This is a genomic window from Methylobacterium sp. WL12 (assembly GCF_008039475.1).
Taxonomy (GTDB): domain Bacteria; phylum Pseudomonadota; class Alphaproteobacteria; order Rhizobiales; family Beijerinckiaceae; genus Methylobacterium; species Methylobacterium cerastii.
Map to the genome: position 1 here is coordinate 1 of NZ_VRUW01000046.1, position 23,839 is coordinate 23,839.

General features: G+C 70.5%; 24 protein-coding genes. 9 read left to right on the top strand and 15 right to left on the bottom strand.

All coding sequences use genetic code 11. The features are described from left to right. The first annotated feature begins 324 nt into the window (after positions 1-324). The 3 genes from FV226_RS16845 (at position 325) to proC (ending at position 2,280) form a co-directional block, all read left to right on the top strand. A complete protein-coding gene (locus FV226_RS16845) occupies positions 325-609 on the top strand; it encodes an accessory factor UbiK family protein (RefSeq protein ID WP_147763797.1) in 285 nt (94 codons plus the stop codon). Positions 610-934: 325 nt separating this feature from the next. Further along, on the top strand, positions 935-1,444 hold the full coding sequence (locus tag FV226_RS16850; RefSeq protein ID WP_147726522.1) for a YbjN domain-containing protein: 510 nt from the start codon (positions 935-937) through the stop codon (positions 1,442-1,444). 8 nt (positions 1,445-1,452) lie between these two features. Beyond that, entirely contained in the window at positions 1,453-2,280 is an 828-nt protein-coding gene (proC, locus tag FV226_RS16855) for a pyrroline-5-carboxylate reductase (protein ID WP_147763798.1), read from the top strand. Positions 2,281-2,476: 196 nt separating this feature from the next. Here proC and mdcG read toward each other — a convergent pair whose 3' ends face one another. From mdcG to mdcA, 5 genes are all read right to left on the bottom strand, one after another. Beyond that, positions 2,477-3,109: a malonate decarboxylase holo-[acyl-carrier-protein] synthase gene (mdcG, locus tag FV226_RS16860; protein WP_147763799.1), complete on the bottom strand. Its 633-nt coding sequence runs from the start codon at positions 3,107-3,109 to the stop codon at positions 2,477-2,479. Then, entirely contained in the window at positions 3,106-3,819 is a 714-nt protein-coding gene (mdcE, locus tag FV226_RS16865) for a biotin-independent malonate decarboxylase subunit gamma (RefSeq protein WP_147763800.1), read from the bottom strand. Before mdcE ends, mdcG begins: the two co-directional genes overlap by 4 nt. Further along, a complete protein-coding gene (locus FV226_RS16870; protein ID WP_147763801.1) occupies positions 3,806-4,702 on the bottom strand; it encodes a biotin-independent malonate decarboxylase subunit beta in 897 nt (298 codons plus the stop codon). The genes mdcE and FV226_RS16870 overlap by 14 nt, the downstream gene beginning before the upstream one ends. Beyond that, complete coding sequence (gene mdcC / locus FV226_RS16875) at positions 4,699-5,013, bottom strand: malonate decarboxylase acyl carrier protein (protein WP_147763802.1); 315 nt, start codon at positions 5,011-5,013, stop codon at positions 4,699-4,701. The genes FV226_RS16870 and mdcC overlap by 4 nt, the downstream gene beginning before the upstream one ends. Positions 5,014-5,199: 186 nt before the next feature. After that, on the bottom strand, positions 5,200-6,846 hold the full coding sequence (mdcA, locus tag FV226_RS16885; protein ID WP_147763804.1) for a malonate decarboxylase subunit alpha: 1,647 nt from the start codon (positions 6,844-6,846) through the stop codon (positions 5,200-5,202). Positions 6,847-7,116: 270 nt separating this feature from the next. On the opposite strand from mdcA, the gene madL reads away from it, so the two are divergent. Genes madL through FV226_RS16900 form a run of 3 tightly spaced genes read left to right on the top strand, consistent with a single transcriptional unit; the run spans position 7,117 to position 9,041 of the window. Beyond that, positions 7,117-7,575 (top strand): malonate transporter subunit MadL, encoded by a 459-nt coding sequence (madL, locus tag FV226_RS16890; RefSeq protein WP_147763805.1) that lies wholly within the window; start codon positions 7,117-7,119, stop codon positions 7,573-7,575. Between the two features lie 5 nt (positions 7,576-7,580). Next, the gene (madM, locus tag FV226_RS16895) at positions 7,581-8,345 is read left to right on the top strand and encodes a malonate transporter subunit MadM (protein WP_147763806.1); all 765 of its coding nucleotides are present in this window, start codon (positions 7,581-7,583) and stop codon (positions 8,343-8,345) included. Between the two features lie 27 nt (positions 8,346-8,372). Further along, the gene (locus FV226_RS16900; protein ID WP_147751572.1) at positions 8,373-9,041 is read left to right on the top strand and encodes a GntR family transcriptional regulator; all 669 of its coding nucleotides are present in this window, start codon (positions 8,373-8,375) and stop codon (positions 9,039-9,041) included. A gap of 15 nt (positions 9,042-9,056) precedes the next feature. Here FV226_RS16900 and FV226_RS16905 read toward each other — a convergent pair whose 3' ends face one another. Together FV226_RS16905 and cynS are read right to left on the bottom strand one after the other, a co-directional pair. Continuing rightward, positions 9,057-9,284, bottom strand: coding sequence for a hypothetical protein (locus FV226_RS16905; protein WP_147763807.1), 228 nt, complete (start codon positions 9,282-9,284; stop codon positions 9,057-9,059). 149 nt (positions 9,285-9,433) lie between these two features. After that, positions 9,434-9,922 (bottom strand): cyanase, encoded by a 489-nt coding sequence (gene cynS, locus FV226_RS16910; RefSeq protein ID WP_147751574.1) that lies wholly within the window; start codon positions 9,920-9,922, stop codon positions 9,434-9,436. Between the two features lie 212 nt (positions 9,923-10,134). Here cynS and FV226_RS16915 point away from each other — a divergent pair, with 212 nt between their 5' ends. The 3 genes from FV226_RS16915 to FV226_RS16925 all read left to right on the top strand — a co-directional run bounded on the left by FV226_RS16915 (position 10,135) and on the right by FV226_RS16925 (position 14,108). Next, a complete protein-coding gene (locus FV226_RS16915; RefSeq protein WP_281406042.1) occupies positions 10,135-12,036 on the top strand; it encodes a sigma 54-interacting transcriptional regulator in 1,902 nt (633 codons plus the stop codon). Between the two features lie 72 nt (positions 12,037-12,108). Then, positions 12,109-13,113 carry a tyrosine recombinase XerC gene (locus FV226_RS16920; protein WP_147763808.1) on the top strand — a complete coding sequence of 335 codons (1,005 nt, stop codon included), beginning with the start codon at positions 12,109-12,111 and terminating at the stop codon, positions 13,111-13,113. A 116-nt stretch (positions 13,114-13,229) separates the two neighbouring features. Continuing rightward, on the top strand, positions 13,230-14,108 hold the full coding sequence (locus FV226_RS16925; protein WP_147763809.1) for a response regulator: 879 nt from the start codon (positions 13,230-13,232) through the stop codon (positions 14,106-14,108). Between the two features lie 41 nt (positions 14,109-14,149). Here the strand turns inward: FV226_RS16925 and lpdA are convergent, their stop codons facing one another. The 8 genes from lpdA to sucC form a co-directional block, all read right to left on the bottom strand. Next, the gene (lpdA, locus tag FV226_RS16930; protein ID WP_147763810.1) at positions 14,150-15,553 is read right to left on the bottom strand and encodes a dihydrolipoyl dehydrogenase; all 1,404 of its coding nucleotides are present in this window, start codon (positions 15,551-15,553) and stop codon (positions 14,150-14,152) included. Positions 15,554-15,628: 75 nt separating this feature from the next. Further along, entirely contained in the window at positions 15,629-16,384 is a 756-nt protein-coding gene (locus FV226_RS16935; protein WP_147763811.1) for an SDR family oxidoreductase, read from the bottom strand. Beyond that, positions 16,381-16,704: a pentapeptide repeat-containing protein gene (locus FV226_RS16940; protein ID WP_147763812.1), complete on the bottom strand. Its 324-nt coding sequence runs from the start codon at positions 16,702-16,704 to the stop codon at positions 16,381-16,383. Before FV226_RS16940 ends, FV226_RS16935 begins: the two co-directional genes overlap by 4 nt. After that, a complete protein-coding gene (locus FV226_RS16945; RefSeq protein WP_246685509.1) occupies positions 16,685-17,059 on the bottom strand; it encodes a hypothetical protein in 375 nt (124 codons plus the stop codon). Before FV226_RS16945 ends, FV226_RS16940 begins: the two co-directional genes overlap by 20 nt. A gap of 30 nt (positions 17,060-17,089) precedes the next feature. Then, positions 17,090-18,403, bottom strand: coding sequence for a 2-oxoglutarate dehydrogenase complex dihydrolipoyllysine-residue succinyltransferase (gene odhB / locus FV226_RS16950; protein WP_147763813.1), 1,314 nt, complete (start codon positions 18,401-18,403; stop codon positions 17,090-17,092). A gap of 86 nt (positions 18,404-18,489) precedes the next feature. Further along, positions 18,490-21,489: a 2-oxoglutarate dehydrogenase E1 component gene (locus FV226_RS16955; protein WP_147763814.1), complete on the bottom strand. Its 3,000-nt coding sequence runs from the start codon at positions 21,487-21,489 to the stop codon at positions 18,490-18,492. Between the two features lie 215 nt (positions 21,490-21,704). Continuing rightward, on the bottom strand, positions 21,705-22,589 hold the full coding sequence (gene sucD / locus FV226_RS16960; protein ID WP_147751582.1) for a succinate--CoA ligase subunit alpha: 885 nt from the start codon (positions 22,587-22,589) through the stop codon (positions 21,705-21,707). Positions 22,590-22,595: 6 nt separating this feature from the next. After that, a complete protein-coding gene (gene sucC, locus FV226_RS16965) occupies positions 22,596-23,792 on the bottom strand; it encodes an ADP-forming succinate--CoA ligase subunit beta (protein ID WP_147763815.1) in 1,197 nt (398 codons plus the stop codon). Positions 23,793-23,839: the final 47 nt, after the last annotated feature.

Consider the following 23,839-nt stretch of genomic DNA (forward strand, 5'->3'; position numbering starts at 1 on the left):
GCCCCGCTGGGCGTGACCGCCCCCGACGCGATCGAGCATGTGCAGATGCACCGCATGGAGCGCCGCATGATGCATCGCCGGATGGAGCGTCGCATGATGCACCGTCACATGGAGCGCCGCATGATGCGCCGTCACATGGAGCGCCGGATGATGCGCCGCATGTGATCTGATCGCTTCGATCAGGTCGGCGACGGGGTCCTTCGGGGCCCCGTTTTTGTTTGCAGCATCCCCATCCCGCGCCGTCCCGCCGGATTGCCGCGGACTCCGCGGATTCCTATGTCGGAGCGCAGGCCGGGTTGCGGCTGCGACGCTTTCGGAGACCACATGCCCCCGTCCAACCGCCTGTTCGACGACTTCGCCCGCCTGATGACCGATGCCGCCGGCGCCGCGCAGGGCGTACGCCGCGAGGCCGAGACGGTGATCCGCGCCCAGGCCGAGCGGCTGATCCGCGACATGGACATCGCCTCCCGCGAAGAGCTCGACGTCCTGCGCGACATGGTCGCCACCTTGCGCTCGCAGAACGAGGCGCTGACCGCCCGCATCGCGGCGCTGGAGGCCGACGCGAAGCCGCCCGCGGCCGCCGTCGCCGGGGCGAGCGAGGCGATCTGATCGACGGTGGCGAGGGCCGGGTCGCCGGCGCGAATCGGCCCCGGCGGGGCGGCGGGCTTGTACACAGGAAGCGCGCGCGAACGATCCATTTCCTGTTCACCGGCCGGGGGAAGCGCTTTGTGTCGCGAGTCCGCACCGGTTTATAGTCGGTGACGTACTGATTCGCCTTAACCCGCCGAAGACGGGACGCCGCAGAGCCGCCACCACGAGGTATACCGTCCCATCGGGACAAGTGTCGTCGCGTCGTGACGTGGTTTCGTGCTTCGGTTCTTTTTTGTTCACCATGCCGCGGCGCTCGAATACGGCGGCGTCATTTCGGATCGTCATGCCACAGCTTCACGTCGACATCGAGGGCTACGATCGGATCGAGCACCCGCTCGATGTCGTCGAGCGGCTTGCCGCGCTCCGCGACTGGATCTTCGATCGCGCCGAGACGGACGAGATGTCCGTGGTGGTGGCCGGACGCTGGACCGAGTACCAGGTCGCCTTCACCTGGATCGAGGATGTCGAGGCGCTGCACGTCGCCTGCGCCTTCGACCTCAAGGTGCCGGACCGCCGCCGCACCGAGGTGCAGCGCCTGATCGCCCTGATCAACGAACAGCTCTGGATCGGCCATTTCGACCTGTGGTCGAGCGACGACGTGGTGATGTTCCGCCATTCCCTGCTGCTCGCCGGCGGCTCGGTGCCGACGCACCCGCAATGCGCCATGCTGTTGAAGTCGGCGGTCGAGGCGTGCGAGCGCTACTACCAGGCGTTCCAGTTCGTGCTCTGGGCCGGCAAGTCCGCCCGCGAGGCGCTGGACGCCGTGCTGTTCGAGACCGAAGGCGAGGCCTGAGGCGCACCATGGTGGGTTCCGCAGGCGGCGCCCTGCCCGCCTCCCTGACCCTCGTCGGGGCGGGCAAGATGGGCGGGGCGATGCTCGAGAGCTGGCTCGCGGCCGGCCTCGACCCGCATCACACCACCGTCGTCGAGGCCCATCCGACCGAGGCTTTGCGTGTGCTCTGCACGGCGCGCGGCCTCGCCCTGAACCCGGCCACCGTCGCGCCGGCCGCCATCCTCGTCGTCGCGATCAAGCCGCAGGGCTTCCCTGACGCCGCGCCCGACCTCGACCGGATGGTCGGCCCCGACACCGTCGTCCTCTCGATCCTGGCGGGCAAGACCGTCGCCGACCTCGCAGGCCGACTGCCGAGCGCCCGGGCGATCGTGCGGGCGATGCCGAACCTGCCGGCCAGCATCGGCCGCGGCGCCACCGGGGCCTTCGCCAACGCGGCGGTGACGCCGGAGCGGCGCGACGCCGTCGCGGCCTTGCTGTCCGCCAACGGACTCGTCGAATGGGTCGGGTCGGAGGCCGAGATCGACGCGGTCACCGCCCTGTCGGGCTCAGGCCCGGCCTACGTCTTCCTGATGGTCGAGGCGATGGCCGAGGCCGGGATCGCCGCCGGGCTCGACCCGCAGGTGGCGGCGCGCCTCGCTCGCGCCACGGTCTGCGGCGCCGGCGCCCTCCTCGACGCGAGCGACCTGCCCGCATCGGAGTTGCGCCGCAACGTCACCTCGCCGGGCGGCACGACCGCCGCCGCCCTCGACGTGCTGATGCGCGCCGACGCGCTCAGTCCCCTGGTGCGCGAAGCCGTCGCAGCGGCGCAGCGCCGGGCAGGCGAGCTGGCGGGCTGAGGACCACCGCCATAGGCATGCGGGGTTCCTCCAACCCACCCCCTCATCCTGAGGCGCCCGCGTCAGCGGGCCTCGAAGGAGCGCTCCAGGGATCGCGCGCAAGCTGGAAGGCTCCTTCGAGGCCTCCGCTTCGCTGCGGCACCTCAGGATGAGGATGGTGGATGGGAATGGGCTGTGAAGGCTCGATCCGCCGACATCACCGGTCCAGGCCCGCCGGCACCAGCGCCACCCGGTCGAGTCCCTTGGCCAGCACCGATCCCCCGGGCGGGGTGTCGCGGAGCTCGCGCCAGTTCACCCCGGCGCCGTCCGGCAGGACGACCTCGCCGTCGAGGCGCATCGGGGCGTTCGCGTCGATCGTGGCGAGGCCGTCGAGGAGGCGGCGCGTGACCGGGACCGGCCAGAGCAGGTCGAGGTCCGAGGTGGTGGAGAGGTAGGCGAGGCCGGTCAGGCGTTGCCACAGCAGGCCGCCGAACACCTGCGGGACGACGCCGTATTCGGCGGCGAGCGCCAGCACCGCGTCGACGGTCGGATGCCAGGCCGGAGGCGCGGCCGGGCGCGCGGCGGCGAGGGTCACCGGAGGGGACGGCGTGGCGTCGGTCCACGGCACTGCGAGGCCGATGCGGCGCTTGCCGTCGGCCGGCGGCAACGGCAGCCCGGCGGGCAGGTGATCGCCTTCGCCGGGGAAGCGCCGCCGCACGATCACCGGCCGGCCGTCGCGCGCCCAGGTCGCGACGTGCGGCACGCCGTCGAGGTCGGGGCGCCCGGCCAGAAGCCGATGCCAGGCCTCGGGCGCCACCACGAACAGGTCGTGGCGGCGGATCGCCTTCACGCCCGCGCCGCCTCGACCACCCGCGCGGCGATGTCGTGCGCGACCGGGCGGCCGCCGCGGGCCTTGCCGAGGGCGTCGCGGTCGTCCTGCCGCGGCAAGTCTGTGATCAAAGCCGCGATCTGCGGCCCGAGCGGCTGGACTGGGTCGAGCACCGCCTGCACCGCGCCGGCCTGGACCATGTTGTCGAGGCCGGGGGCGAAGACCGGCGTGGACTTGGCCATCGCCTCGAGCTTTTCCAGGGGCAGCTTGGTGACGCGGGCGACGGAGGGCAGGTCCATCACGCTCGGGTTGGCGCCGGGCAGCGCCACGAGCACCCGCGTCGCCAAAGCCGTGGCGATGAAGGCGCCGGCGGCCGAGTGGCCATAGATCAGGCCGATCGTCGGATGGCCCTGCGCGTCCGCCAGCAGCAGCGCCTTGGCCAGATGCGCCAGGCACTCGTTCAGGCCGAGCAGCTCGTCGCGCCGGCTCATGCGCTGGCTGTCGGAATCGACCAGCACCAGGATCGGCGCGGCGCCCCCGGCCCGCACCGTCGCCAGCACCGCGGCCGCGAGCGTCAGCGCGCCCTCGATCCCGAGCGGCGTGTCGCCGTCGATGCCGACCACCGAAAGGTCCCGGCCGTCGAGCGGACCGCGGCCGGTGATCAGCCCGTCGGCCACATTCACCGAATGGCCCTCGGGGAACAGCGAGGCCAGGATCTCAGCGAGCGTCATGAGTCGTCCCTTCGAGTCCGGCGACGAGGCCGTCGAAGTCGGCCGCCGACAGCGCCGGCACGCCGGCCGGATCGTTGACGCCGAGGCGCGCCCAGATCTCGGTGGCGTCGCGGCAATCGCCGAAGCGCGCGATGCGGGCTTCGAGCCGCGCCTGCTCCGCCTCCAGCGTCGCAAGGTCGAAAGCCGGCGCCCGACCGGCCAAGTCGAGGGCGGCTTGCCGGAACGCCGCCACGGTGTCGTCGCAGAACACGTCGGCGCCCCCGGTGAGCCGCCGGTGCTTGCCGCCCATGGTGCGCCAGACCAGGGCGCGGTCCTTCGAGTCGAACTCCTCGGCGCCCTTGTTGGTCTCAATCACCTCCGGGCCGGAGACCGAGATGCGCCCGCCCTCCGAGACCGCGAGGCGCGAGCAGGTGCCGGCGATGAGGCCGCCGCCGCCGAAGCAGCCGGCGCGTCCGCCGACCAGCCCGACCACCGGGATGCCGATCCGGCGCAGGTCGGCGATGGCGCGCATGGTCTCGGCGATGGCGGTCTCGCCCGCGTTGGCCTCCTGCAGGCGGACGCCGCCTGTGTCGAACAGGATCAGGACGGCGTCCGGCGTCTCGGTGAGCGCGGCGCGTAAAAGGCCGACGAGCTTGGCCCCATGCACCTCGCCGAAGGCGCCGCCCATGAAGCGGCCTTCCTGCGCGGCGAGGTAGACCGCGCGGCCGTCGAGCCTGCCCCGGCCGACCACGATCCCGTCGTCGAAGGCGCGGGGCAGATCGAACAGCGGCAGGTGCGGGCTCATCGCGCGCTGCTCGGGCCCGACGAATTCCTCGAAGCTGTCCGCGTCGAGGAGCGCCGCGACGCGCTGCCGGGCGCTGGCCTCGTACCAGCTCAAGCTCATCGGCCGCCCTCCATCAGGCGGGCGCCCTGCGCCAGCCGCAGCGACACGGTGTCGGGCCGGGCGCCGCCGTCGTTGATCGCGATGCGCAAGCCGCCGGGCTGGGTCCGCGCCACGAAGTCGGCGGCCACCGCCTCCCAGACGTCGCCGTAGCCGACGACCGGGGTCACGATCTCGATGGTGCACTGGTCTGCCGGCAGCACGCGCTCCAGCAGCACCTCCAGGTTGCCCGACGCCACCACCCCGGTGATCGCCTGCGCCTTGGTGCCCGCGAGCGGCTTTTGCGTGGTGTGGCGGAAGGTCATCGTTTCCATGGGAACGCGTCCTTATGTTCGCAGCGCCATCCGGCCCGATCGCGGGTCCCCTCTCCCGTTCGGGAGAGGGACAGGGTGAGGGGCGAAGTCTTTCCGGAGAGGTCGCACCCCTCACCCCAACCCCCACCCGAACTGGAGAGGGGGCCGCGTGGCGTGTCCCACGCCTTCTCCGTCAACGGACCCATCTCACCAGTTCCGGAACCGGGCGGGCGGCTCGTACAGGCCGCCCGACCAGTGCACGAGATCCTTGATCGAGCGCGCCGCGAGCAGGGAGCGGTCGGCGTCGAGGGGCTCGATCCCGAGATCCTCCGGGCGGCGGACGATGCCGCGGGCGCGCAAGGCTTCGACCTTCGCCCTGTCGCGGCCGCGGCCGACCTCGGTGTAGCCGGCCACCCCGCGGATCGCCTGCTCGCGCTCGTCCGCGTCGCGGCAGAGCAGGAGGTTGGCGATGCCCTCCTCGGTGACGATGTGGGTGACGTCGTCGGCGTAGACCATCACCGGCGCCAGTTCGAGACCGATCTTCTTCGCCAGCTCCAGGGCGTCGAGGTGCTCGACGAAGGCGGGCACGAGCCCGTCGCCGAAGGTCTCGACGAGCTGGACCACGAGCTTGCGCCCGCGCCTCAAGGCCGGGTCGCCGGTGCCGCCGGCCTCGCGCCCGGCCTTCATCCAGGTGTCGGACGGGTGGCGGCGGCCATGCGGGTCCGAGCCCATGTTCGGCGCGCCGCCGAAGCCCGCGACGCGGTTCGTCGTGACGGTCGAGGAATGGCCCTGAAGGTCGATCTGCAGGGTCGAGCCGATGAACAGGTCGCAGGCGTAGAGTCCGGCCGTCTGGCAGAAGGCGCGGTTCGAGCGCAAGGACCCGTCGGCGCCGGTGAAGAAGATGTCCGGCCGCGCGGCGATGTAGCGGTCCATGCCGACTTCCGAGCCGAAGCAGTGCACCTGCTCGACGAAGCCGGACTCGATCGCCGGGATCAGCGTCGGGTGCGGGTTCAGCGCCCAGTTGGTGGCGATCTTGCCCTTCAGCCCGAGTTTTTCGGCGAACGTCGGCAGCAGCAACTCGATCGCCGCGGTGCCGAAGCCGATGCCGTGGTTGAGCCGGCGGATGCCGTACTCGGCGTAGATGCCCTTGATGGCCATCATCGCCATCAGGATCTGCGTCTCGGTCACGGCCGCCGGGTCGCGGGTGAACAGCGGCTCGACGTAGAACGGCTTGTCCGCCTCGACCACGAAGTCGATCCGGTCGCCGGGGATGTCGACGCGGGGCACCGTGTCGACGATCTGGTTCACCTGCGCGATCACCACGCCGTTCTTGAAGGCGGTGGCCTCCACCACCGTCGGCGTGTCCTCGGTGTTGGGGCCGGTATAGAGGTTGCCGGCCCGGTCGGCCGAGACGCCGGCGATGAGCGCCACGTTCGGCGTGAGGTCGATGAAGTAGCGCGCGAACAGCTCCAGGTAGGTGTGCACCGCCCCGAGCTCGATCTGCCCGCCGTAGAGCATCTTGGCGATGCGCGCGCCTTGCGGGCCGGAATAGGAATAGTCGAGCCGCCGGGCGATGCCGGTCTCGAACACGTCGAGGTGCTCGGGCAGCACGATGCCCGATTGGACCATGTGCAGGTCGTGGACCTTGCCCGGGTCGCAGGCGCCGAGGCCGCGCGCGAGGCAGTCGGCCTGCTTCTGGTTGTCGCCCTCCAGGCACACCCGGTCGCCGGGGCGCAGGACCGCCTCCAGCAGCTCGACCACCGCCTCGTGCCGCACGACCTTGCCGGACGCATGCGCCCGGCCGGCCGCGATCCGCTCGTCCCGCGCCGTCCTCTGCTTGCGCCAGTCGGTCATTCCGATGTCCTCGAAGCCGGTAGCCCGACGCTGCGGCTCGCATGCAAACGCGCGATCCGACATCGAACGCGTATGCGCCGACCTCGTTCGATCACGTCATCGTATCCCAGATTGCTGAACTGTCAATATTTTGCATACTGGTGGGCAACCGAGACGAATCACGAGATCGGGACGGAGACGCCGGATGCCGCAGCCCGTCGCACCGCAAAACCCCCATTCGTGGGGCTCCGACCGGCCTCCCCGGGGCTTCGAGCCGCGCGGGCCCCGGCCATGATCATCGCCGGGGTCGCCTTGCTCGCCGCCTGCACGCTGGTCGGCGTGTATCTCGGCGACCTCCTCGGGGTCGCGCTCGGGGTGAAGGCCAACGTCGGCGGCGTCGGCATCGCCATGATCCTGCTCATCGCCGCCCGCGTCTGGCTGGTGCGGACCGGCCGCCTGACCAAGAACGTCAAGTTCGGCGTCGAGTTCTGGGGCGGCATGTACATCCCGATCGTCGTCGCCATGGCGGCCCAGCAGAACGTCGTCGCCGCGGTGAGCGGCGGCCCGATCGTGATCATCGCCGCCCTCGGCTCCCTGGCGATCTGCTTCGCTGCGGTCGCGCTGCTGAGCCGCCTCGGCGGCCGCGACGCGGGGAGCCCCGAGGTCGCGCAGGGCGGCGCGATCCTCGGCGGCGACGTCGACGAACGGCCCGCCGACGCCTCGGCGATCTCCGCAAGCCGGAAGGGGTGAGCCGCATGTGGCACGGACTCGAGCACGTCTTCGTCGAGCAGAGCCTGGTCGCGGCCTTCGCGGTCGTCGGGGCGCTGATCCTGGTCTCGGACATCGCCGCGAAGAAACTGACCAACGGGCGGGTGCACGGCTCGGCCATCGCCATCGTGCTCGGCCTGGCGCTCGCCTACGTCGGCGGCGTGTTCACCGGCGGCAAGAAGGGGCTGGCCGACATCCCGGCGCTCGCCGGGATCGGCCTGATGGGCGGGGCGATGCTGCGCGACTTCGCCATCGTCGCCACCGCCTTCGAGGTGGACGTGGTCGAGGCGCGCCGGGCCGGCCTCGTCGGCGTGCTGGCGCTGGCGCTCGGCACGCTGCTGCCCTTCGTCGTCGGCACGCTGACGGCGGTGGCCTTCGGCTACCACGACGCGGTCTCGATCACGACGATCGGCGCGGGCGCGATCACCTACATCGTCGGCCCGGTCACCGGCGCGGCGCTCGGCGCCGACTCGACGGTGATGGCGCTCTCGATCGCCACCGGCGTGACCAAGGCAGTGGGGGTGATGGTCGGCACGCCGCTCGTCGCCAAGCTGATCGGCCTCGACAACCCGCGCTCGGCCATGGCCTATGGCGGGCTGATGGGCACGGTGAGCGGGGTCGCGGGCGGCCTCGCCGCGACCGACCCCAAGCTCGTGCCCTACGGCGCGCTGACCGCGACCTTCCACACCGGCATCGGGTGCCTCGTCGGCCCCTCGGTGCTGTTCCTCACCGTGCGGGCGATCGTGGGTTGAGACGGCCCCTCACATGACGAGAGATCCATGGACGCGGGCGAGGCCACCGAGGAGCGAACGCTGATCTCCGAGCGCATCCGCGACGCGCTCAGCGACGCCATCGCGGCGGGCGAGCTCGCCGCCGGCACGGTCTTGGACGAGCAGACCCTGGCCGACCGCTTCGGCGCCTCGCGCACTCCCGTGCGGGAGGCCCTGCGTCAGCTCGCCTTCGGCGGCCTGGTGGAGCAGCGACCGCGCCGCGGCATGGTCGTCGCGCGGATGACGCCCGAGCGGATCATGGACATGTTCGAGGCGACAGCCGAGGTCGAGGCCCTGTGCGTGCGGCTCGCGACCTACCGCATGCGCCCGCTCGAGCTCAGCGCCCTGATGGACCTCCACCATCGCTCCGGCGCGGCGGTCGAATCCGGCGACCTCGACGCCTACGACGGCCTGAACCGCCAGTTCCACGAAGGGCTCTACGCCGCCACCCACAACGGGTTCCTCGCCGAGCAGGCGCTGGCGATCCGCACGCGGCTCTCGGCCTTCCGCCGCACCCAGCTCCGCCAGGGCGACCGCATCCGGCATTCCCATGGCGAGCACGGCGCGATCCTCGCCGCGATCGCGGAGGGCGACGGCGAGGCGGCGGCGCGGCGCATGCGGGCGCATATGCTCAACGCCGCCGGTGCGCTCGGACGCTACATCGCCGAACACGCCTGACGGGTGAGACCCGGCTCAGCCGGCGGCGCGGCCCTCGGTGATCCGGCGGAGGTGGTCCAGGATCTCCCGGCGCTGCTCGGCGCGGTCGAGGGTCGCCCAGAGGCGCAGCAGCTCGACGCTCTCGGCGATCCGGTCGCCCTCCTCGCAGCCACCGAAGAACGCCGTCGCCGGGATGCCGAGCGCCGTCGCGAGTTCCTTGAGCACCGGGTTCCCGGGGCGCCCCGTCTCCTCGTCCGCTGTCAACGCGTTCCCCTACGAGTCTTTCGTTCCGGCCGGGAGGCGTCGGCCGGCATCGCCCGGCGCCGACCGCCCGGCAAAGCTTCCACGGAAACCGGCGCTCCCGGCAAGGGGCGATGGTCGGTTCCCGTGACACCGAAGCGGCTGGTGCCGGCTCAGCCTTCCTTGAAGCCGTATTCCGGCACGCCGTCCTCGCTGCCGTAATACTTGTAGGGCAGGAACTTGCCCGACATGCCGAGCTTGACGCGGTCGCCCTTGTTGTTGGCCTCGCGCTCCATGGTCATGTTGAAGTCGATCGCCGACATGATGCCGTCGCCGAACTCCTCCTGGATCAGCTCCTTGAAGGTGGTGCCGTAGACCATCACCAGCTCGTAGAACCGGTAGATCAGCGGGTCGGTCGGCGGCAGCGAGGGGATCGAGCCGCGATAGGGCGCCTCGTTCAACATCCGCTCCTCGGATTCGGTGAGCCCGAACAGGGCGGCGGCCTTGGCGGCCTGCGCCTTCGGCAGCTTCATCTGACCCATGCAGGCGGCGGTGATCAGGATCGGCGACAGGCCGCCGATCTCGTCCTGGATGAACTTCCAGGTCCAGCCCTTGTCGCGCTTGATGTCGAGGAGCTTTTCAGTGAGGTCTTCGCGCTTCATGTCGGACATCCCTCGGGCTTGCAGGATCGGTCTGGCTCGGCGATCGAGCCGGGCCGGCCACGCGCTTGCGCAAGCGATGTGCCAGCCGGACGCCTTCCAAAAAGCTTCGCTGAGACAGAGCTTTGGCCCACGATGGGCGGATCACGAGATTTCGTGTACCATGACATCTCGTGGCCATACCACGAGATGTCGTAGCGGGTGCGGTGACTGCCTTGGGTGATGCGACCGACGATCTCGGACCCGTCTTCGAGCAGCACCGCGAGGCGATGCTGGTGATCGAGCCGGAGGCCGACCGGATCGTCGACGCCAACCCCGCTGCAGCCCGGCTGCTCGGCTACGACCGGGCGGCGCTCCGCGCGATCGCGGCGAGCGCGTTGCATCCCGGCCAGCGGACGGCGCTGATCGTGTTCACGGAAGCCGCCTTCGCCAACGGGCAAGGGTGGTCGCAGGCGCTGGAACCGCGCCACGCGGACGGGCGCAGCCTACGCCTGGAATATGCCGGGAGCCCGCTCGCCGGCGACCCGCTGCGGCTGCTCGTGACCCTGTCCGACCTCGAGGCCCGCGGGCGCCGGGTCGTCGACGGGCAGGCCGACGACCACATGCGGGCCGGCGTCGCCGAATGGCAGCGGGTCGAGCGGATCTTCCGCGACATCGAGCGCGAGAACCAGCTGATCCTGCGCGCCGCGGGCGAGGGCATCTACGGCGTCAACGCCGACGGGGCGACCACCTTCGTCAACCCGGCGGCCGAGCGCATGCTCGGCTGGCGCGCCGCCGACCTCGTCGGCAAGGACATGCACGCCACCGTGCACCACACCCATCCCGGCGGCACGCCCTACCCGCACCGCGACTGCCCGATCTACGCGGCCTTCCGCGACGGCGCGGTGCATCAGGTCGAGGACGAGGTGTTCTGGCGGCGCGACGGCACCGCGTTCCCGGTCTCGTACACTTCGACGCCGATCCGGGACCGCGGGCGGCTGCTCGGCGCCGTCATCGTGTTCCGGGACATCAGCCAGCGGCGCGAGGCCGAGGAGCGGCTGCGCAGCGCGCTGGCCGAGGTCGACTCCCTGCGCGAGCGGCTGGAACTGGAGAACGCCTACCTCAAGGAGGAGATCCGGCAGGAGCGCCACCACCAGGGCATCATCGGCCGCTCGCCGGCCATCGCGGCGACGCTGCGGCAGGTCGACCTCGTGGCCGGCACCGACGCCACCGTGCTCGTCACCGGGGAATCCGGCACCGGCAAGGAGTTGATCGCGCGGGCGATCCACGAAGCCAGCCGCCGACGCGACCGGCCGATGATCCGCGTGAACTGCGCCGCCGTGCCGCGCGAGCTGTTCGAGAGCGAGTTCTTCGGCCATGCCCGAGGCGCCTTCACCGGCGCCCTGCGGGATCGCGTCGGACGCTTCGAGCTCGCCGACGGCGGCACGCTGTTCCTCGACGAGGTCGGCGAAATCCCCCTCGACCTCCAGGGCAAGCTGCTTCGGGTGCTGCAGGAGCGCTCGTTCGAGCGCGTCGGCGAGGCGCGCACCCGCGCCGTCGACGTCCGCCTCGTCGCCGCCACCAACCGCGACCTGCGCGAGGAGGTGCGCCGGGGGCGGTTCCGCGAGGACCTGTACTTCCGCCTCAACGTCTTTCCCCTGGCCGCGAGCCCGCTGCGCGAGCGGCCGGAGGACATCGCGTCGATCGCCCAGCACTTCCTCAAGGGCGCGGCCCGCCGCCTCAACATCCCCGAGCCGCGCCTGACCGAGGGCGACGCCCGCCGGCTCGCCCGCTACGCCTGGCCCGGCAACGTGCGCGAGTTGGAGAACGTGATCGAGCGCGCGGCCATCCTGGCCGTGCGCGGCCGCCTGCGCTTCGACCTGCCGGAGACCGAGCCGCCGCGCCGGGCCGACGCGGCGGCACCCACCCTCCCCGCCGACCGGCCGCCGACGGAGGCTGACCGCCGGGCCCGCGACCGCGCCGAGATCGCCGCCGCCCTGGCGCTGACCGGCGGCAAGGTGTTCGGCCCGGGCGGCGCCGCCGAACTGTTGGGCCTGCGCCCGACGACCCTGGCCTCGCGGATCAAGGCCATGAGAATCAAAGAGACCGGACTGAAGGAGACCGGGAACGGCCGTTAACCGCCCCGCAACCGCGGCCGCGTCCAGTGGCGAGCTGCGTTCGAAGCGGGCGCGTGTCGCGAGGAAGACCGTATGCCCACCTCAGCCGCGACGGACGCCGCCCTCTTCGCGATGCCGGGCGACGCCGCCCTGCGCGACGCCGCCCACGCCTGGAGCCGCAGCCTCGCGGCCGAGCGGCGGATGTCCGACAACACGGTCGAGGCCTACGAGCGCGACCTGCGCCAGTTCCTGCACCACCTCGACGCCCGCGCCGGCACGCCGACCATCGCCGCGATCGTCGCGCTGAAGCCGCGCGACGTCCGCGCCTTCATGGCCGCGCGCCGTGCCGACGACGTCGGCGGGCGCTCGCTGATGCGGGCGCTGGCGGGCCTGCGCTCCTTCGCCAAGTACCTGGAGCGCGAGGGCCACGGCACCGTGGCGGCGCTCGGCGCCGTGCGCTCGCCCAAGGTCGAGCGACGCCTGCCGCGGCCGCTGCCGGTGGCCGCCGCCCGCGCGCTGACCGAGGCATCCCTGCGGGCCGACGAGGATCGCGAGCCCTGGATCCTGATGCGCGACGCGGCGGTGCTGGCGCTCCTCTACGGCGCGGGCCTGCGCATCTCGGAGGCGCTCGGGCTGACGCGGCGGGATGCGCCGGTGCCCGGCATCGATGCGGTGACGGTGCTCGGCAAGGGGGCGAAGCAACGGATGGTGCCGGTGCTGCCGGTGGTGGCCGAGGCGGTGGCGGCCTACCTCGCCGCCTGCCCGCACCCGCTGCCGGGCGACGGCCCGCTCTTCGTCGGCGCCCGCGGCGGTCCGCTCTCGCCGCGGATCATCCAGTACGTCGTCGCCCGGGCCCGCGGCGGCCTCGGGCTCCCCGACAGCGCGACGCCGCACGCCCTGCGACATTCCTTCGCGACCCATCTCCTGGCGCGCCAGGGCGAGCTTCGGGCGATCCAAGAGTTGCTCGGCCATGCCTCGCTCTCGACGACGCAGCTCTACACCAAGGTCGACGCGGCCAGGCTGATGAGCGCCTTCGACGCGACCCACCCGCGCGCAGGCCGACACCCGCCACGGAGAACCGCGCAAGACTTGATTTAAGTTACAAACGCCTTTTAGTGCGGTCGAAAGACCAGCTGCCTATTCCTCGGACAATTAAGCTTGCCGAGAGGATTACACTCTACGCTTGTGCGATCGTGACGGGACAGGCGAGAACCATGGCGGACGGACACGCCGGAACAGGGGAGGCGACGCGGGCGCCGCAGGCCAGCGCCGTGCTCATCGCCGACCGCGACGCCCGTCGCCGGGCCGAACTCGCGGCTGTGGTGGCGCGCTTCAATCCCGGAGCCACGGTCGTCGAGACGGACTCGGGCGAAACGCTGATCGAGCTCGCCCTCACTCACAAGCCGGCCCTGGCCTTCGTCGGCCTTCAGCTCGAAGGCTTGAGCGGCCCGGAGGCGGTGGCGGTGGCGCGCAAGCGCGGCGCGGCCCTGCCCTGCCTCGTGCTGATCGCCGCCCGCGTCTTCGCACAGTGGCAGGAACTCGCGGTGTCGCTCGGCGCCTACGAGGTGCTGAAGGTGCCCCTCGACACCGACCACATCGAGAGCCTGCTGCACGCCGACGCCCGGCGCCGGCAGTCGACGCGCATCCTTCTCGCCTCCTCGTCGGATGCGGCGCGTGCGGCGATCGGACGGGTGCTCGGGCGCAGCGGCTTCGCCCTGGAGATCGACGAGACGGATTGCGGCCGCCACGCGTTCAAGCTCCTCAAGAGCGACGCCTACCCCCTCGCCTTCGTCGACGTGAAGCTCGGCGGCATCGACGGCCTCGAGCTCGCTTGCCAAGTGCAGCCGCTGGGCCTTTCGACCCATCTCACCGTGCTCACCACCGGCGATCCCGAGCCGATCGCCCAGGCGGCGCGCTACTTCGGCGCCGCCTTCGTGCTGCGGATGCCGTTCCACGCCCGCGACATCGACCTCGCGCTCCATCACGCATTCGGCCTGCGGCGGCCGTACCTGCTGAACGCGATCACCGCTCCGCCGGCCCCGACCGCCCTGTTGCGCATCGCCGCCCTCGCCCCGCACCGCCGCTCGGCTTGAGCGGAGGGCAGGGACAAACAGGAGGCGCGGCTGCGCGATCCTCAGACGTGGATCGCGCGCTTGCCGACCGCGAGCGCGGCTTCCTTCACCGCTTCCGTCAGGGTCGGGTGGGCGTGGCAGGTGCGGGCGATGTCCTCGGCCGAGGCCCCGAACTCCATCGCCACCGCCACCTCGGCGATGAGGTTGCCGGCGTCGGCGCCGACGATGTGGACGCCGAGCACCCGGTCGGTCGCGGCATCCGCCAGCACCTTCACGAAGCCCTCGGTGGTGCCGTTGGCCTTGGCCCGGCCGTTGGCCGTGAACGGGAACTTGCCGCTGTTGTAGGCGATCCCGTCCTTCTTCAGCTCCTCCTCGGTCTTCCCCACCGAGGCGACCTCCGGGTAGGTGTAGACCACGTTCGGGATCACCGCGTAGTTCACGTGGCCCGACTGGCCCGCCAGGATCTCGGCCACCGCGACGCCCTCGTCCTCGGCCTTGTGGGCGAGCATCGGCCCGGCGATCACGTCGCCTATGGCGTAGATGCCGGTGACGTTGGTGGCGTAGTGGCTGTCGGTCTCGATCCGGCCCTTGTTGTCGAGGCGGACGCCGACCCCGTCGAGGCCGAGCCCCTCGGTGTAGGGCACGCGGCCGATGGCCACGAGCACCACGTCGGCCTGGATCGTCTCGGCCGCTCCGCCCGCCGCCGGCTCGACGGTGACCGTGGCGGCGCCGTCAGCCACCGCGACGCCGGTGACCTTGGTCGAGAGCTTGAAGGCGATGCCCTGCTTGGCCATGATCCGCTGGAACTGCTTGCCGACCTCGCCGTCCATCCCCGGCAGCACGCGGTCGAGGTACTCGACCACGGTGACCTCGGCGCCGAGCCGACGCCAGACCGAGCCGAGCTCGAGCCCGATCACGCCGGCGCCGATCACCAGGAGCCGCTTCGGCACGGCCGCGAGTTCGAGCGCGCCGGTGGAGGAGACCACGATCGTCTCGTCGATCTCGACGCCGGGCAGGCGCGTCACGTCCGAGCCGGTGGCGATGACGATGTTCTTGGTCTCCAGCATCTGGTTGCCGCCGTCCTCGGACGTGACCTCGACGCGGCCTGCGCCGGCGATCTTGGCGGTGCCGTGGAAGGTCTCGACCTTGTTCTTCTTCAGGAGGAACTCGACGCCCTTGGTGTTGCCGGCGACGCCCTCGGCCTTGAAGCCCTGCATCTTGGCCAGGTCGAGCTTGACCGTGCCGACGTCGATGCCGAGGTCGGGGAAATGCTTCGTCGCCTCCTCGAAGGCCTCGGAGGCGTGCAGCAGAGCCTTCGACGGGATGCAGCCGACGTTGAGGCAGGTACCGCCATGGGTCGCGCGCTTCTCGACGACGGCGGTGCGCAGGCCGAGCTGCGCGGCGCGGATGGCGCAGACATAGCCGCCGGGGCCGGTGCCGATGACGACGAGATCGTAGGTGCTCATGGGTCTGTTCGTTCCTGCATTCGCGTGCGGCGACCGCCGGGGCGGGTCGCTGCCGGATTCATTCGTTCGTCGGCGTCACCGGCCGCCCGAGACGTCGAGGATGGCGCCGGTGGTGTAGGCCGCCTCGTCGGAGAGCAGCCAGAGCACCGGGGCGGCGACTTCGTCGGCGGTGCCGGCGCGCTTCATCGGCACGCCCGGCCCCATCGCGGCGGCCTTGTCGGGCGTGCCGCCGCTGGCATGGATCTCGGTGTCGATGATGCCGGGTGCCACCGCGTTCACCCGGATGCCCGCATCCGCCACCTCGCGGGCCAGCCCGATCGTGAAGCTGTCGATCGCCCCCTTCGAGGCGGCGTAGTCCACGAACTGTCCGGCTCCGCCCAGCCGCGCCGCGATCGACGAGACGTTGACGATGGCACCGCCGCGTCCTCCGGCCTTCGTCGACATCCGCCGCACCGCCTCGCGGGCGCAGAGGAACGAGCCGACGACGTTGGTCGCCATCATGCGATGGAGGCGGGCTGCACTCATCTCGGACACGGGTGCGGGCAGATCGACCACGCCCGCGTTGTTGACCAGCGCCGTAACGGTCCCGAGACGGTCGGCGGCCTCGAACAGGGCGACGATTTCGGCCTCCTCCGCCACGTCGCAGCGCACCGCGACGGCCTGCCCGCCCTCGGCTTCGATCGCCGCGACCGCCGTCGCGGCGGCCTCCGCGTCGGAGACGTAGCTCAGGCAGACGCGGTAGCCGCGCTTCGCCGCGAGCAGCGACACAGCACGGCCGATGCCGCGACCGCCGCCGGTGACGACCACGACCTTTTTCGCGAGATCCGTCACGAGGCGATATCTGCGGGGGACTCGACCGCATCGCGTAGCCGACTGCGGTCGATGTAGTCCGGCAGCACCATGCGTGCATCGATCACGGCACTGGCCAGTTGCTCGACCGTGAGGTTCTTCGCACCGGTGAGGTCCGCACCGCGTAGGATCGTCCCGACCAAGCGGGCACCTTCAAAATTCGATCGGGTAAAACGCGCGTTGCTGGCATCCGCGCCGGAAAGCTCAGCATCGCGAAGGTCGGCATTGCTGAGATCGGTCCGCCGGATGAAAGCACCGCGCAGATTGCGTATGGGACGATCTCTAGGCGACAGGCTTGTCATCGTCCGCAATCCTCATGCGCAGGTTCGCCATGATGGCTTGAACGTCGACCGGTGGATCCAAGTCCCGATAATCCGCCTGCCGTTCCCGCAAAATCGCTTGCAGCAGTTCGAACACTGGATTGGCTAGGTCGGAAAAGTCTCTTCCCATCTCACGTAAGACGTAGATCGCGGCGAGGCGCACCTCAAGGCGCTCGTCGCCGAGCTCTCCGGCGGCTCGGTTGAACAGCTCAGTCACGTGAGCGCGTCGGGCCAGTTCCGGTGTCAGCGTCCACCACGCGAGGATCACGCCGCCGAAGGCCGCAAGCGCAAGGCCGGCGTTCCGGACGATCTCCGAAACGAGGATCCAAGTTTGCATCCGGCCGCGTCCAGAAGCCTACGCCTCCGTTCACAGGTCCAAGACGAGCCGCGCCGGATCCTCCAGCGCCTCCTTCACCCGCACCAGGAAGGTCACCGCCTCCTTCCCGTCGACGATGCGGTGGTCGTAGGAGAGGGCGAGGTACATCATCGGCCGCGCCTCGATCTTGCCGTTGCGGACCACCGGGCGCTCCTCGATGCGGTGCATCCCGAGGATGCCCGATTGCGGCGCGTTGAGGATCGGGGTCGACATCAGCGAGCCGTAGATGCCGCCGTTGGTGATGGTGAAGGTGCCGCCCTGCATCTCGTCGATGGAGAGCTTGCCGTCGCGGGCCTTCTTGCCGAAGCCCGAGATCGTCTTCTCGATGCCGGCGATCGACAGGTCGTCGGCGTTGCGCACCACCGGCACCACGAGGCCCTTGTCGGTCCCGACGGCGATGCCGATGTGGTAGTAGTTCTTGTAGACGAGGTCCTGCCCGTCGATCTCCGCGTTGACCGCCGGCACGTCCTTGAGCGCGCCGATCACCGCCTTGGTGAAGAAGCCCATGAAGCCGAGCTTCGTGCCGTGCTTCTTCTCGAAGATGTCCTTGTACTGGCTCCGCATCGCCATCACGGCCGACATGTCCACGTCGTTGAACGTGGTCAGCATCGCGGCGGTGTCCTGCGCGTCCTTGAGACGGCGGGCGATGGTCTGGCGGAGCTTCGTCATCCGCACGCGCTCCTCGCGGGCGGCGTCGTCCGGCTTCGAGGCCGGGCGCGGCGGCGTCGGGCGCGCCTCCTTGGCCGGGGCGGGGGCCGCCTGCGCGGGGGCCTTCGATGACTGGTCGCCCTTCGCGATCGCGCCGAGCATGTCGCCCTTGGTGACGCGGCCGTCCTTGCCGCTGCCGTTCACGCTCGCCGGATCGATGCCGGATTCGCGGGACAGCTTGCCCACCGCCGGACCGTTGTCGTCGGCCGAGCGGGCGGCCGGGGGCGCCGCGTCGCCGTGGTTGCCGTAGCCGGCGGCCGACTCCTTGGCCGGCGCCGCCTCGACCGCCTTCGCGTCGGGGGCGGACGCCTTCGCTGCCTCGGTGTCCTTCTTCGGCGCGGGCTTGGCGGCCCCGCCGCTCGCCTCGACGATCGAGCCGAGGAGCGCGCCCGGCTCCACCGTCTCGCCGTCCTTGACCAAAATCTCACCGAGCTCGCCGGCGGCCGGGGCGTTGACTTCGAGGGTCACCTTGTCGGTCTCGAGCTCGACCAGGGGCTCGTCGGCCGCGACCATGTCGCCCGGCTTCTTGAACCAGCGGCCGATGGTGGCCTCGCTGACGGATTCGCCGAGCGTCGGGACGAGGATGTCGGTTGCCATGTTTCTCACGCCGGATCGGTTGGGCCGTACCGGACGGCCGGGATAGGGTGCGGCGGCCCATCAGGAGCCGCCGCGTCGTCGAAAGGTCAGACCGCGAGGGCCTCGTTGAGGAAGGCCTGGAGCTGCGCCTGATGCTTCGACATCTGCCCGACGGCGGTCGAGGCGGAGGCCGGGCGGCCGACGTAGCGGGCGCGCTTCACCGCGGAGCCGGCCTGGCCGAGCACCCATTCGAGGTAGGGCTCGACGAAGGCCCAGGCGCCCATGTTCTTGGGCTCCTCCTGGCACCACACCACCTCGGCGTTGCGGAAGCGGCCCATCTCGTTCGCCAGCGCCTTGAGCGGGAACGGGTAGAGCTGCTCGACGCGCAGCAGGTAGACGTCGTTGACACCGCGCTTCTCGCGCTCCTCGAACAGGTCGTAGTAGACCTTGCCCGAGCACAGCACGACGCGGCGGACCTTGTCGTCGCGCACCAGCTTGACGCCGCCCTCCTCGTGCTCGGCGTCGTCCCAGAGGATGCGGTGGAAGGTCGAGCCCTCCGCCAGCATGTCGAGGCTCGACACCGCCCGCTTGTGGCGCAGCAGCGACTTCGGGGTCATCAGCACCAGCGGCTTGCGGAAGTCGCGCTTCAGCTGGCGCCGCAGGATGTGGAAGTAGTTCGCCGGCGTGGTGCAGTTGGCGACCTGCATGTTGTCCTCGGCGCAGGACTGCAGGTAGCGCTCCAGGCGCGCGGACGAGTGCTCCGGGCCCTGGCCCTCGTAGCCGTGCGGCAGCAGCATCACGAGGCCGGACATGCGCAGCCACTTGCGCTCGCCGGACGCGATGAACTGGTCGATGACCACCTGCGCACCGTTGGCGAAGTCGCCGAACTGCGCCTCCCACAACACGAGGGCGTTCGGTTCGGCCGCCGAGTAGCCATACTCGAAGCCGAGCACCGCCTCCTCGGAGAGCATCGAGTTGATGACCTCCAGCGGTGCCTGGCCCTCGCGGATCGCGTTCAGCGGCGTGAAGCGCTGCTCGTTCTCCTGGTCGATCACCACGGCGTGGCGCTGCGAGAAGGTGCCGCGCTCGACGTCCTGGCCCGAGAGCCGGACGCGGTTGCCGTCGAGCATGGTCGCGCCGAAGGCCAGAGCTTCCGCCGTCGCCCAGTCGATGCCGACGCCGGTCTCCACCGCCTTGGCGCGGTTGTCCATGAAGCGCTGGATCGTCCGGTGCAGGTGGAAGCCAGGGGGCGCCTGGGTGATCTTGCCCGCGATCTCGCGCAGGGTCTCGGCCGGCACGCCGGTGCGGCCGCGGCGCGGGTCGTCCACGTCCTCGTGCACGGCCTTGAAGCCGGACCATCGCCCGTCGAGCCAGTCGGCCTTGTTGGCCTTGTAGGTGCCGGCGACCTCGAGTTCGGCGTCCAGGATCGCCCGGAACTCGGCCTTGCGGGCGTCGTAGGCCTCCTGGCTCAGGGTGCCGTTCTCGATCAGCTTGCGGGCGTAGCTCTCCAGCACCGAGGTGTGCTTGCGGATGCGCTGGTACATCTTCGGCTGGGTGAAGGCCGGCTCGTCGCCCTCGTTGTGGCCGAAGCGGCGGTAGCACAGCATGTCGATCACGACCGGCTTGCCGAACTTCTGGCGGTACTCGACGGCGACCTTGGTGGCGAAGGTCACGGCCTCGGGGTCGTCGCCGTTACAATGGAAGATCGGCGCCTCGACCATCTTCGCCACGTCGGACGGGTAGGGCGACGAACGCGAAAAGCGCGGATCGGTGGTGAAGCCGATCTGGTTGTTGATGATGAAGTGGATCGAACCGCCGGTGCGGTGGCCCTTCAGGCCCGAGAGCCCGAGGCACTCCGCGACCACGCCCTGGCCGGCGAAGGCCGCGTCGCCGTGGATCAGCAGCGGCATCACGCTGGCGCGCACCACGTTGGGCTTGGCGCGCTGGTCCTGCTTCGCGCGGACCTTGCCGAGCACGACGGGATCGACGATCTCGAGGTGCGACGGGTTGGCGGTGAGCGACAGGTGGACGTTGTTGCCGTCGAAGGCGCGGTCGGACGAGGCACCGAGATGGTATTTAACGTCGCCCGAGCCCTCGACCTCGGCCGGCGAGGCCGAGCCGCCCTTGAACTCGTTGAACACCGCCCGGAAGGGCTTTGCCATCACGTTGGTGAGCACGTTGAGGCGGCCGCGGTGGGCCATGCCGAGTACGATCTCGCGCACGCCGAGCGCGCCGCCGCGCTTGATGATCTGCTCGAGGGCCGGGATCATCGCCTCCGAGCCGTCGAGGCCGAAGCGCTTGGTGCCGGTGTACTTGAGGTCGAGGAACTTCTCGAAGCCCTCGGCCTCGATCAGCTTGTTGAGGATCGCGCGGCGGCCTTCCGGCGTGAACGAGATCTCCTTGTCCTTGCCCTCGATGCGCTCCTGCAGCCACGCCTTCTCCTCGGGATCGGAGATGTGCATGAACTCGACGCCGAGCGTCTGGCAGTAGGTCCGCTCCAGGATCGCGACGATCTCGCGGATCGTGCCGAACTCCAGCCCCAGCACGTTGTCGAGGAAGATCGGCCGGTCCCAATCGGATTCGAGGAAGCCGTAATGCTGCGGGTGCAGCTCCTCGTGGTCGCCGCGGGGCGCGAGGCCGAGCGGATCGAGCTTGGCGTGGAGGTGGCCGCGCATGCGGTACGAGCGGATCAGCATGATCGCGCGGACCGAATCCTTGGTCGCCTGCTCCACCGAGACGCCGGTCCGGGTGGTGACCGCGAGGCCGTCGGTCGGCTTGCCGGGCCTCTGCTCGCCCTTCTCCGCGCCCTTGGCGAGGATCTTCTCGCCGACCGCCTTCTCCAGGGTCGCCCAGTTGCCGTCGAGGGCCGAGACGATCTCGCCGTTGGCCGGAACCGGCCAGTTCGGCTTGGTCCACGAGGCGCCGGCGGCGTTCTTCTCGACCAGGGTCTCGTCCTCGCCCAGGCCCTTGAAGAAGGTCTGCCACTCGGGATCGACCGAGGACGGGTTGCGGGCGTAGGCCGCCTGCAGTTCCTCGATGTAGGCGGCGTTGCCGCCATAGAGGAACGAGGTCTCCAGCAGCGCTTCGTTCACGTCCTGGCGTGCCATCGGCGGGTCATCCTGTCCTTGCGGGCTCTCCGCCGGCGCGCGAGAGCCGCGTCATCGCGCGGGAGGCGCCTCCGCTCGGGGAGGCTCGGGCCGCGCTGCGATTCCTTGCGGGCGCGCGAAGCGGCGCCTCGTCGTCCATCATATGGCGTCACGGGCTTGCGTGCGCTGCAACACAGCCGCGCGCGGGGCCATACGCGCGCGGCTGTCACTGGGTTTCAGCCCTTGAGGACCTCGACGAGCGTCGAGCCGAGGCGCGCGGGCGAGGGCGAGACGCGGATGCCCGCGGCCTCCATCGCCGCGATCTTGTCCTCGGCGCCGCCCTTGCCGCCGGAGATGATCGCGCCGGCATGGCCCATGCGGCGGCCCGGAGGCGCGGTGCGGCCGGCGATGAAGCCGACCATCGGCTTCTTGCGGCCGCGCTTGGCCTCGTCGGCCAGGAACTGCGCCGCCTCCTCCTCGGCCGAGCCGCCGATCTCGCCGATCATCACGATCGACTTGGTCTTCTCGTCGGCGAGGAACAGTTCCAGCATGGAGATGAACTCGGTGCCCTTCACCGGGTCGCCGCCGATGCCGACCGCCGTGGTCTGGCCGAGGCCCGCGGTCGAGGTCTGGAACACCGCCTCGTAGGTCAGCGTGCCCGAGCGCGAGACGATGCCGACCGAGCCCGGCTTGAAGATGTTGGCCGGCATGATGCCGATCTTCGATTCGCCCGCCGTGACGACGCCGGGGCAGTTCGGCCCGATCAGGCGCGACTTCGAGCCTTCCAACGCGCGCTTGACCCGCACCATGTCGAGCACCGGGATACCCTCGGTGATGCAGACGATCAGCGGCATCTCCGCCGAGATCGCCTCGCAAATCGCGTCGGCCGCGCCCGGCGGCGGCACGTAGACCACGGACGCGGTCGCGCCGGTGGCCTCGCGGGCCTCGCCGACCGTGTCGAAGACCGGCAGGCCGAGGTGCTTGGACCCGCCTTTGCCCGGCGAGGTGCCGCCGACCATCTTGGTTCCGTAGGCCATCGCCTGCTCGGAGTGGAAGGTCCCGTTCTTGCCGGTGAAGCCCTGGCAGATGACCTTGGTGTTCGCGTCGATGAGGATGGACATGGTGCTTCAGCCCTTCTTCACGGCGGCGACGATCTTCTGCGCGGCGTCGTCGAGGTCGTCCGCCGGGATCACGTTGAGGCCGGAGCCGCTGATGATCGCCTTGCCTTCCTCGACGTTGGTGCCCTCGAGGCGCACGACGAGCGGCACCTCCAGGCCGACCGCCTTCACCGCCGCGATCACGCCGCGGGCGATGACGTCGCACTTCATGATGCCGCCGAAGATGTTGACCAGGATGCCCTTCACCTGCGGGTCGGCGGTGATGATCTTGAAGGCCGCGGTGACCTTCTCCTCGGTCGCGCCGCCGCCGACGTCGAGGAAGTTGGCCGGCTCCTCGCCGTAGAGCTTGATGATGTCCAGCGTCGCCATGGCGAGGCCGGCGCCGTTGACCATGCAGCCGATCGTGCCGTCGAGCGCGATGTAGGCGAGGTCGTATTTCGAGGCCTCGATCTCCTTGGCGTCCTCCTCGGTCTCGTCGCGCAGCGCGACGATGTCGGGGTGACGGTAGAGCGCGTTCGAATCGAACGAGATCTTGGCGTCGAGGCACTTGAGGTGGCCGTCGCCGGTGAGGACCAGCGGGTTGATCTCGAGCATGCTCATGTCCTTGGCCGTGAAGGCCGCGTAGAGCTTGTTCGTGAGGTCGGCGGCTTCCTTGGCCTGGGGACCCGTGAGGCCGAGCGCCTTGGCGACCGCGCGGCCGTGATGGGGCATGATGCCGGTGGCCGGATCGACCGAGAAGGTGACGATCTTCTCAGGGGTGTCGTGGGCCACCGTCTCGATGTCCATGCCGCCTTCCGTCGAGACGACGAACGCGACCTGGCCGGTCTCGCGGTCGACCAGCATCGACAGGTAGAACTCGGCCGCGATCTGCGCGCCTTCCTCGATGTAGAGCCGGTTGACCTGCTTGCCGGCCTCTCCGGTCTGGATCGTCACCAGCGTCTGCCCGAGCATCTCGCCGGCGAACTGCTTCACCTCGTCGATCGACTTGGTGACGCGCACCCCGCCCTTGGCGCCGGCCGGAGCCCCCTTGAAGGTGCCCTTGCCGCGGCCGCCCGCGTGGATCTGGCTCTTCACCACCCAGACCGGGCCGCCGAGCTCCTTGGCGGCGGCCTCGGCCTCCTCGGGCTTGAATATCGCGACGCCCTTGGAGACGGGCAACCCGAACTCCTTCAGCACCGCCTTGGCTTGGTATTCGTGGATGTTCATCGAAGGACCCTCTCCGTCATTCCGGGGCGCCGGAGGCGAGCCCGGAA

What these genes read in the sequence shown, in the direction of transcription:
- mdcA (WP_147763804.1), bottom strand. Translation starts at nt 6,846, where the DNA reads ATGACCGACTGGCGCAAGCAGAGGACGGCGCGGGACGAGCGGATCGCG.
- mdcC (WP_147763802.1), bottom strand. Translation starts at nt 5,013, where the DNA reads ATGGAAACGATGACCTTCCGCCACACCACGCAAAAGCCGCTCGCGGGC.
- FV226_RS16920 (WP_147763808.1), top strand. Translation starts at nt 12,109, where the DNA reads ATGCCCACCTCAGCCGCGACGGACGCCGCCCTCTTCGCGATGCCGGGC.
- mdcE (WP_147763800.1), bottom strand. Translation starts at nt 3,819, where the DNA reads ATGACGCTCGCTGAGATCCTGGCCTCGCTGTTCCCCGAGGGCCATTCG.
- FV226_RS16870 (WP_147763801.1), bottom strand. Translation starts at nt 4,702, where the DNA reads ATGAGCTTGAGCTGGTACGAGGCCAGCGCCCGGCAGCGCGTCGCGGCG.
- FV226_RS16955 (WP_147763814.1), bottom strand. Translation starts at nt 21,489, where the DNA reads ATGGCACGCCAGGACGTGAACGAAGCGCTGCTGGAGACCTCGTTCCTC.
- FV226_RS16940 (WP_147763812.1), bottom strand. Translation starts at nt 16,704, where the DNA reads ATGACAAGCCTGTCGCCTAGAGATCGTCCCATACGCAATCTGCGCGGT.
- lpdA (WP_147763810.1), bottom strand. Translation starts at nt 15,553, where the DNA reads ATGAGCACCTACGATCTCGTCGTCATCGGCACCGGCCCCGGCGGCTAT.
- FV226_RS16900 (WP_147751572.1), top strand. Translation starts at nt 8,373, where the DNA reads ATGGACGCGGGCGAGGCCACCGAGGAGCGAACGCTGATCTCCGAGCGC.
- FV226_RS16945 (WP_246685509.1), bottom strand. Translation starts at nt 17,059, where the DNA reads ATGCAAACTTGGATCCTCGTTTCGGAGATCGTCCGGAACGCCGGCCTT.
- FV226_RS16845 (WP_147763797.1), top strand. Translation starts at nt 325, where the DNA reads ATGCCCCCGTCCAACCGCCTGTTCGACGACTTCGCCCGCCTGATGACC.
- sucC (WP_147763815.1), bottom strand. Translation starts at nt 23,792, where the DNA reads ATGAACATCCACGAATACCAAGCCAAGGCGGTGCTGAAGGAGTTCGGG.
- proC (WP_147763798.1), top strand. Translation starts at nt 1,453, where the DNA reads ATGGTGGGTTCCGCAGGCGGCGCCCTGCCCGCCTCCCTGACCCTCGTC.
- madL (WP_147763805.1), top strand. Translation starts at nt 7,117, where the DNA reads ATGATCATCGCCGGGGTCGCCTTGCTCGCCGCCTGCACGCTGGTCGGC.
- sucD (WP_147751582.1), bottom strand. Translation starts at nt 22,589, where the DNA reads ATGTCCATCCTCATCGACGCGAACACCAAGGTCATCTGCCAGGGCTTC.
- odhB (WP_147763813.1), bottom strand. Translation starts at nt 18,403, where the DNA reads ATGGCAACCGACATCCTCGTCCCGACGCTCGGCGAATCCGTCAGCGAG.
- FV226_RS16850 (WP_147726522.1), top strand. Translation starts at nt 935, where the DNA reads ATGCCACAGCTTCACGTCGACATCGAGGGCTACGATCGGATCGAGCAC.
- FV226_RS16925 (WP_147763809.1), top strand. Translation starts at nt 13,230, where the DNA reads ATGGCGGACGGACACGCCGGAACAGGGGAGGCGACGCGGGCGCCGCAG.
- cynS (WP_147751574.1), bottom strand. Translation starts at nt 9,922, where the DNA reads ATGAAGCGCGAAGACCTCACTGAAAAGCTCCTCGACATCAAGCGCGAC.
- madM (WP_147763806.1), top strand. Translation starts at nt 7,581, where the DNA reads ATGTGGCACGGACTCGAGCACGTCTTCGTCGAGCAGAGCCTGGTCGCG.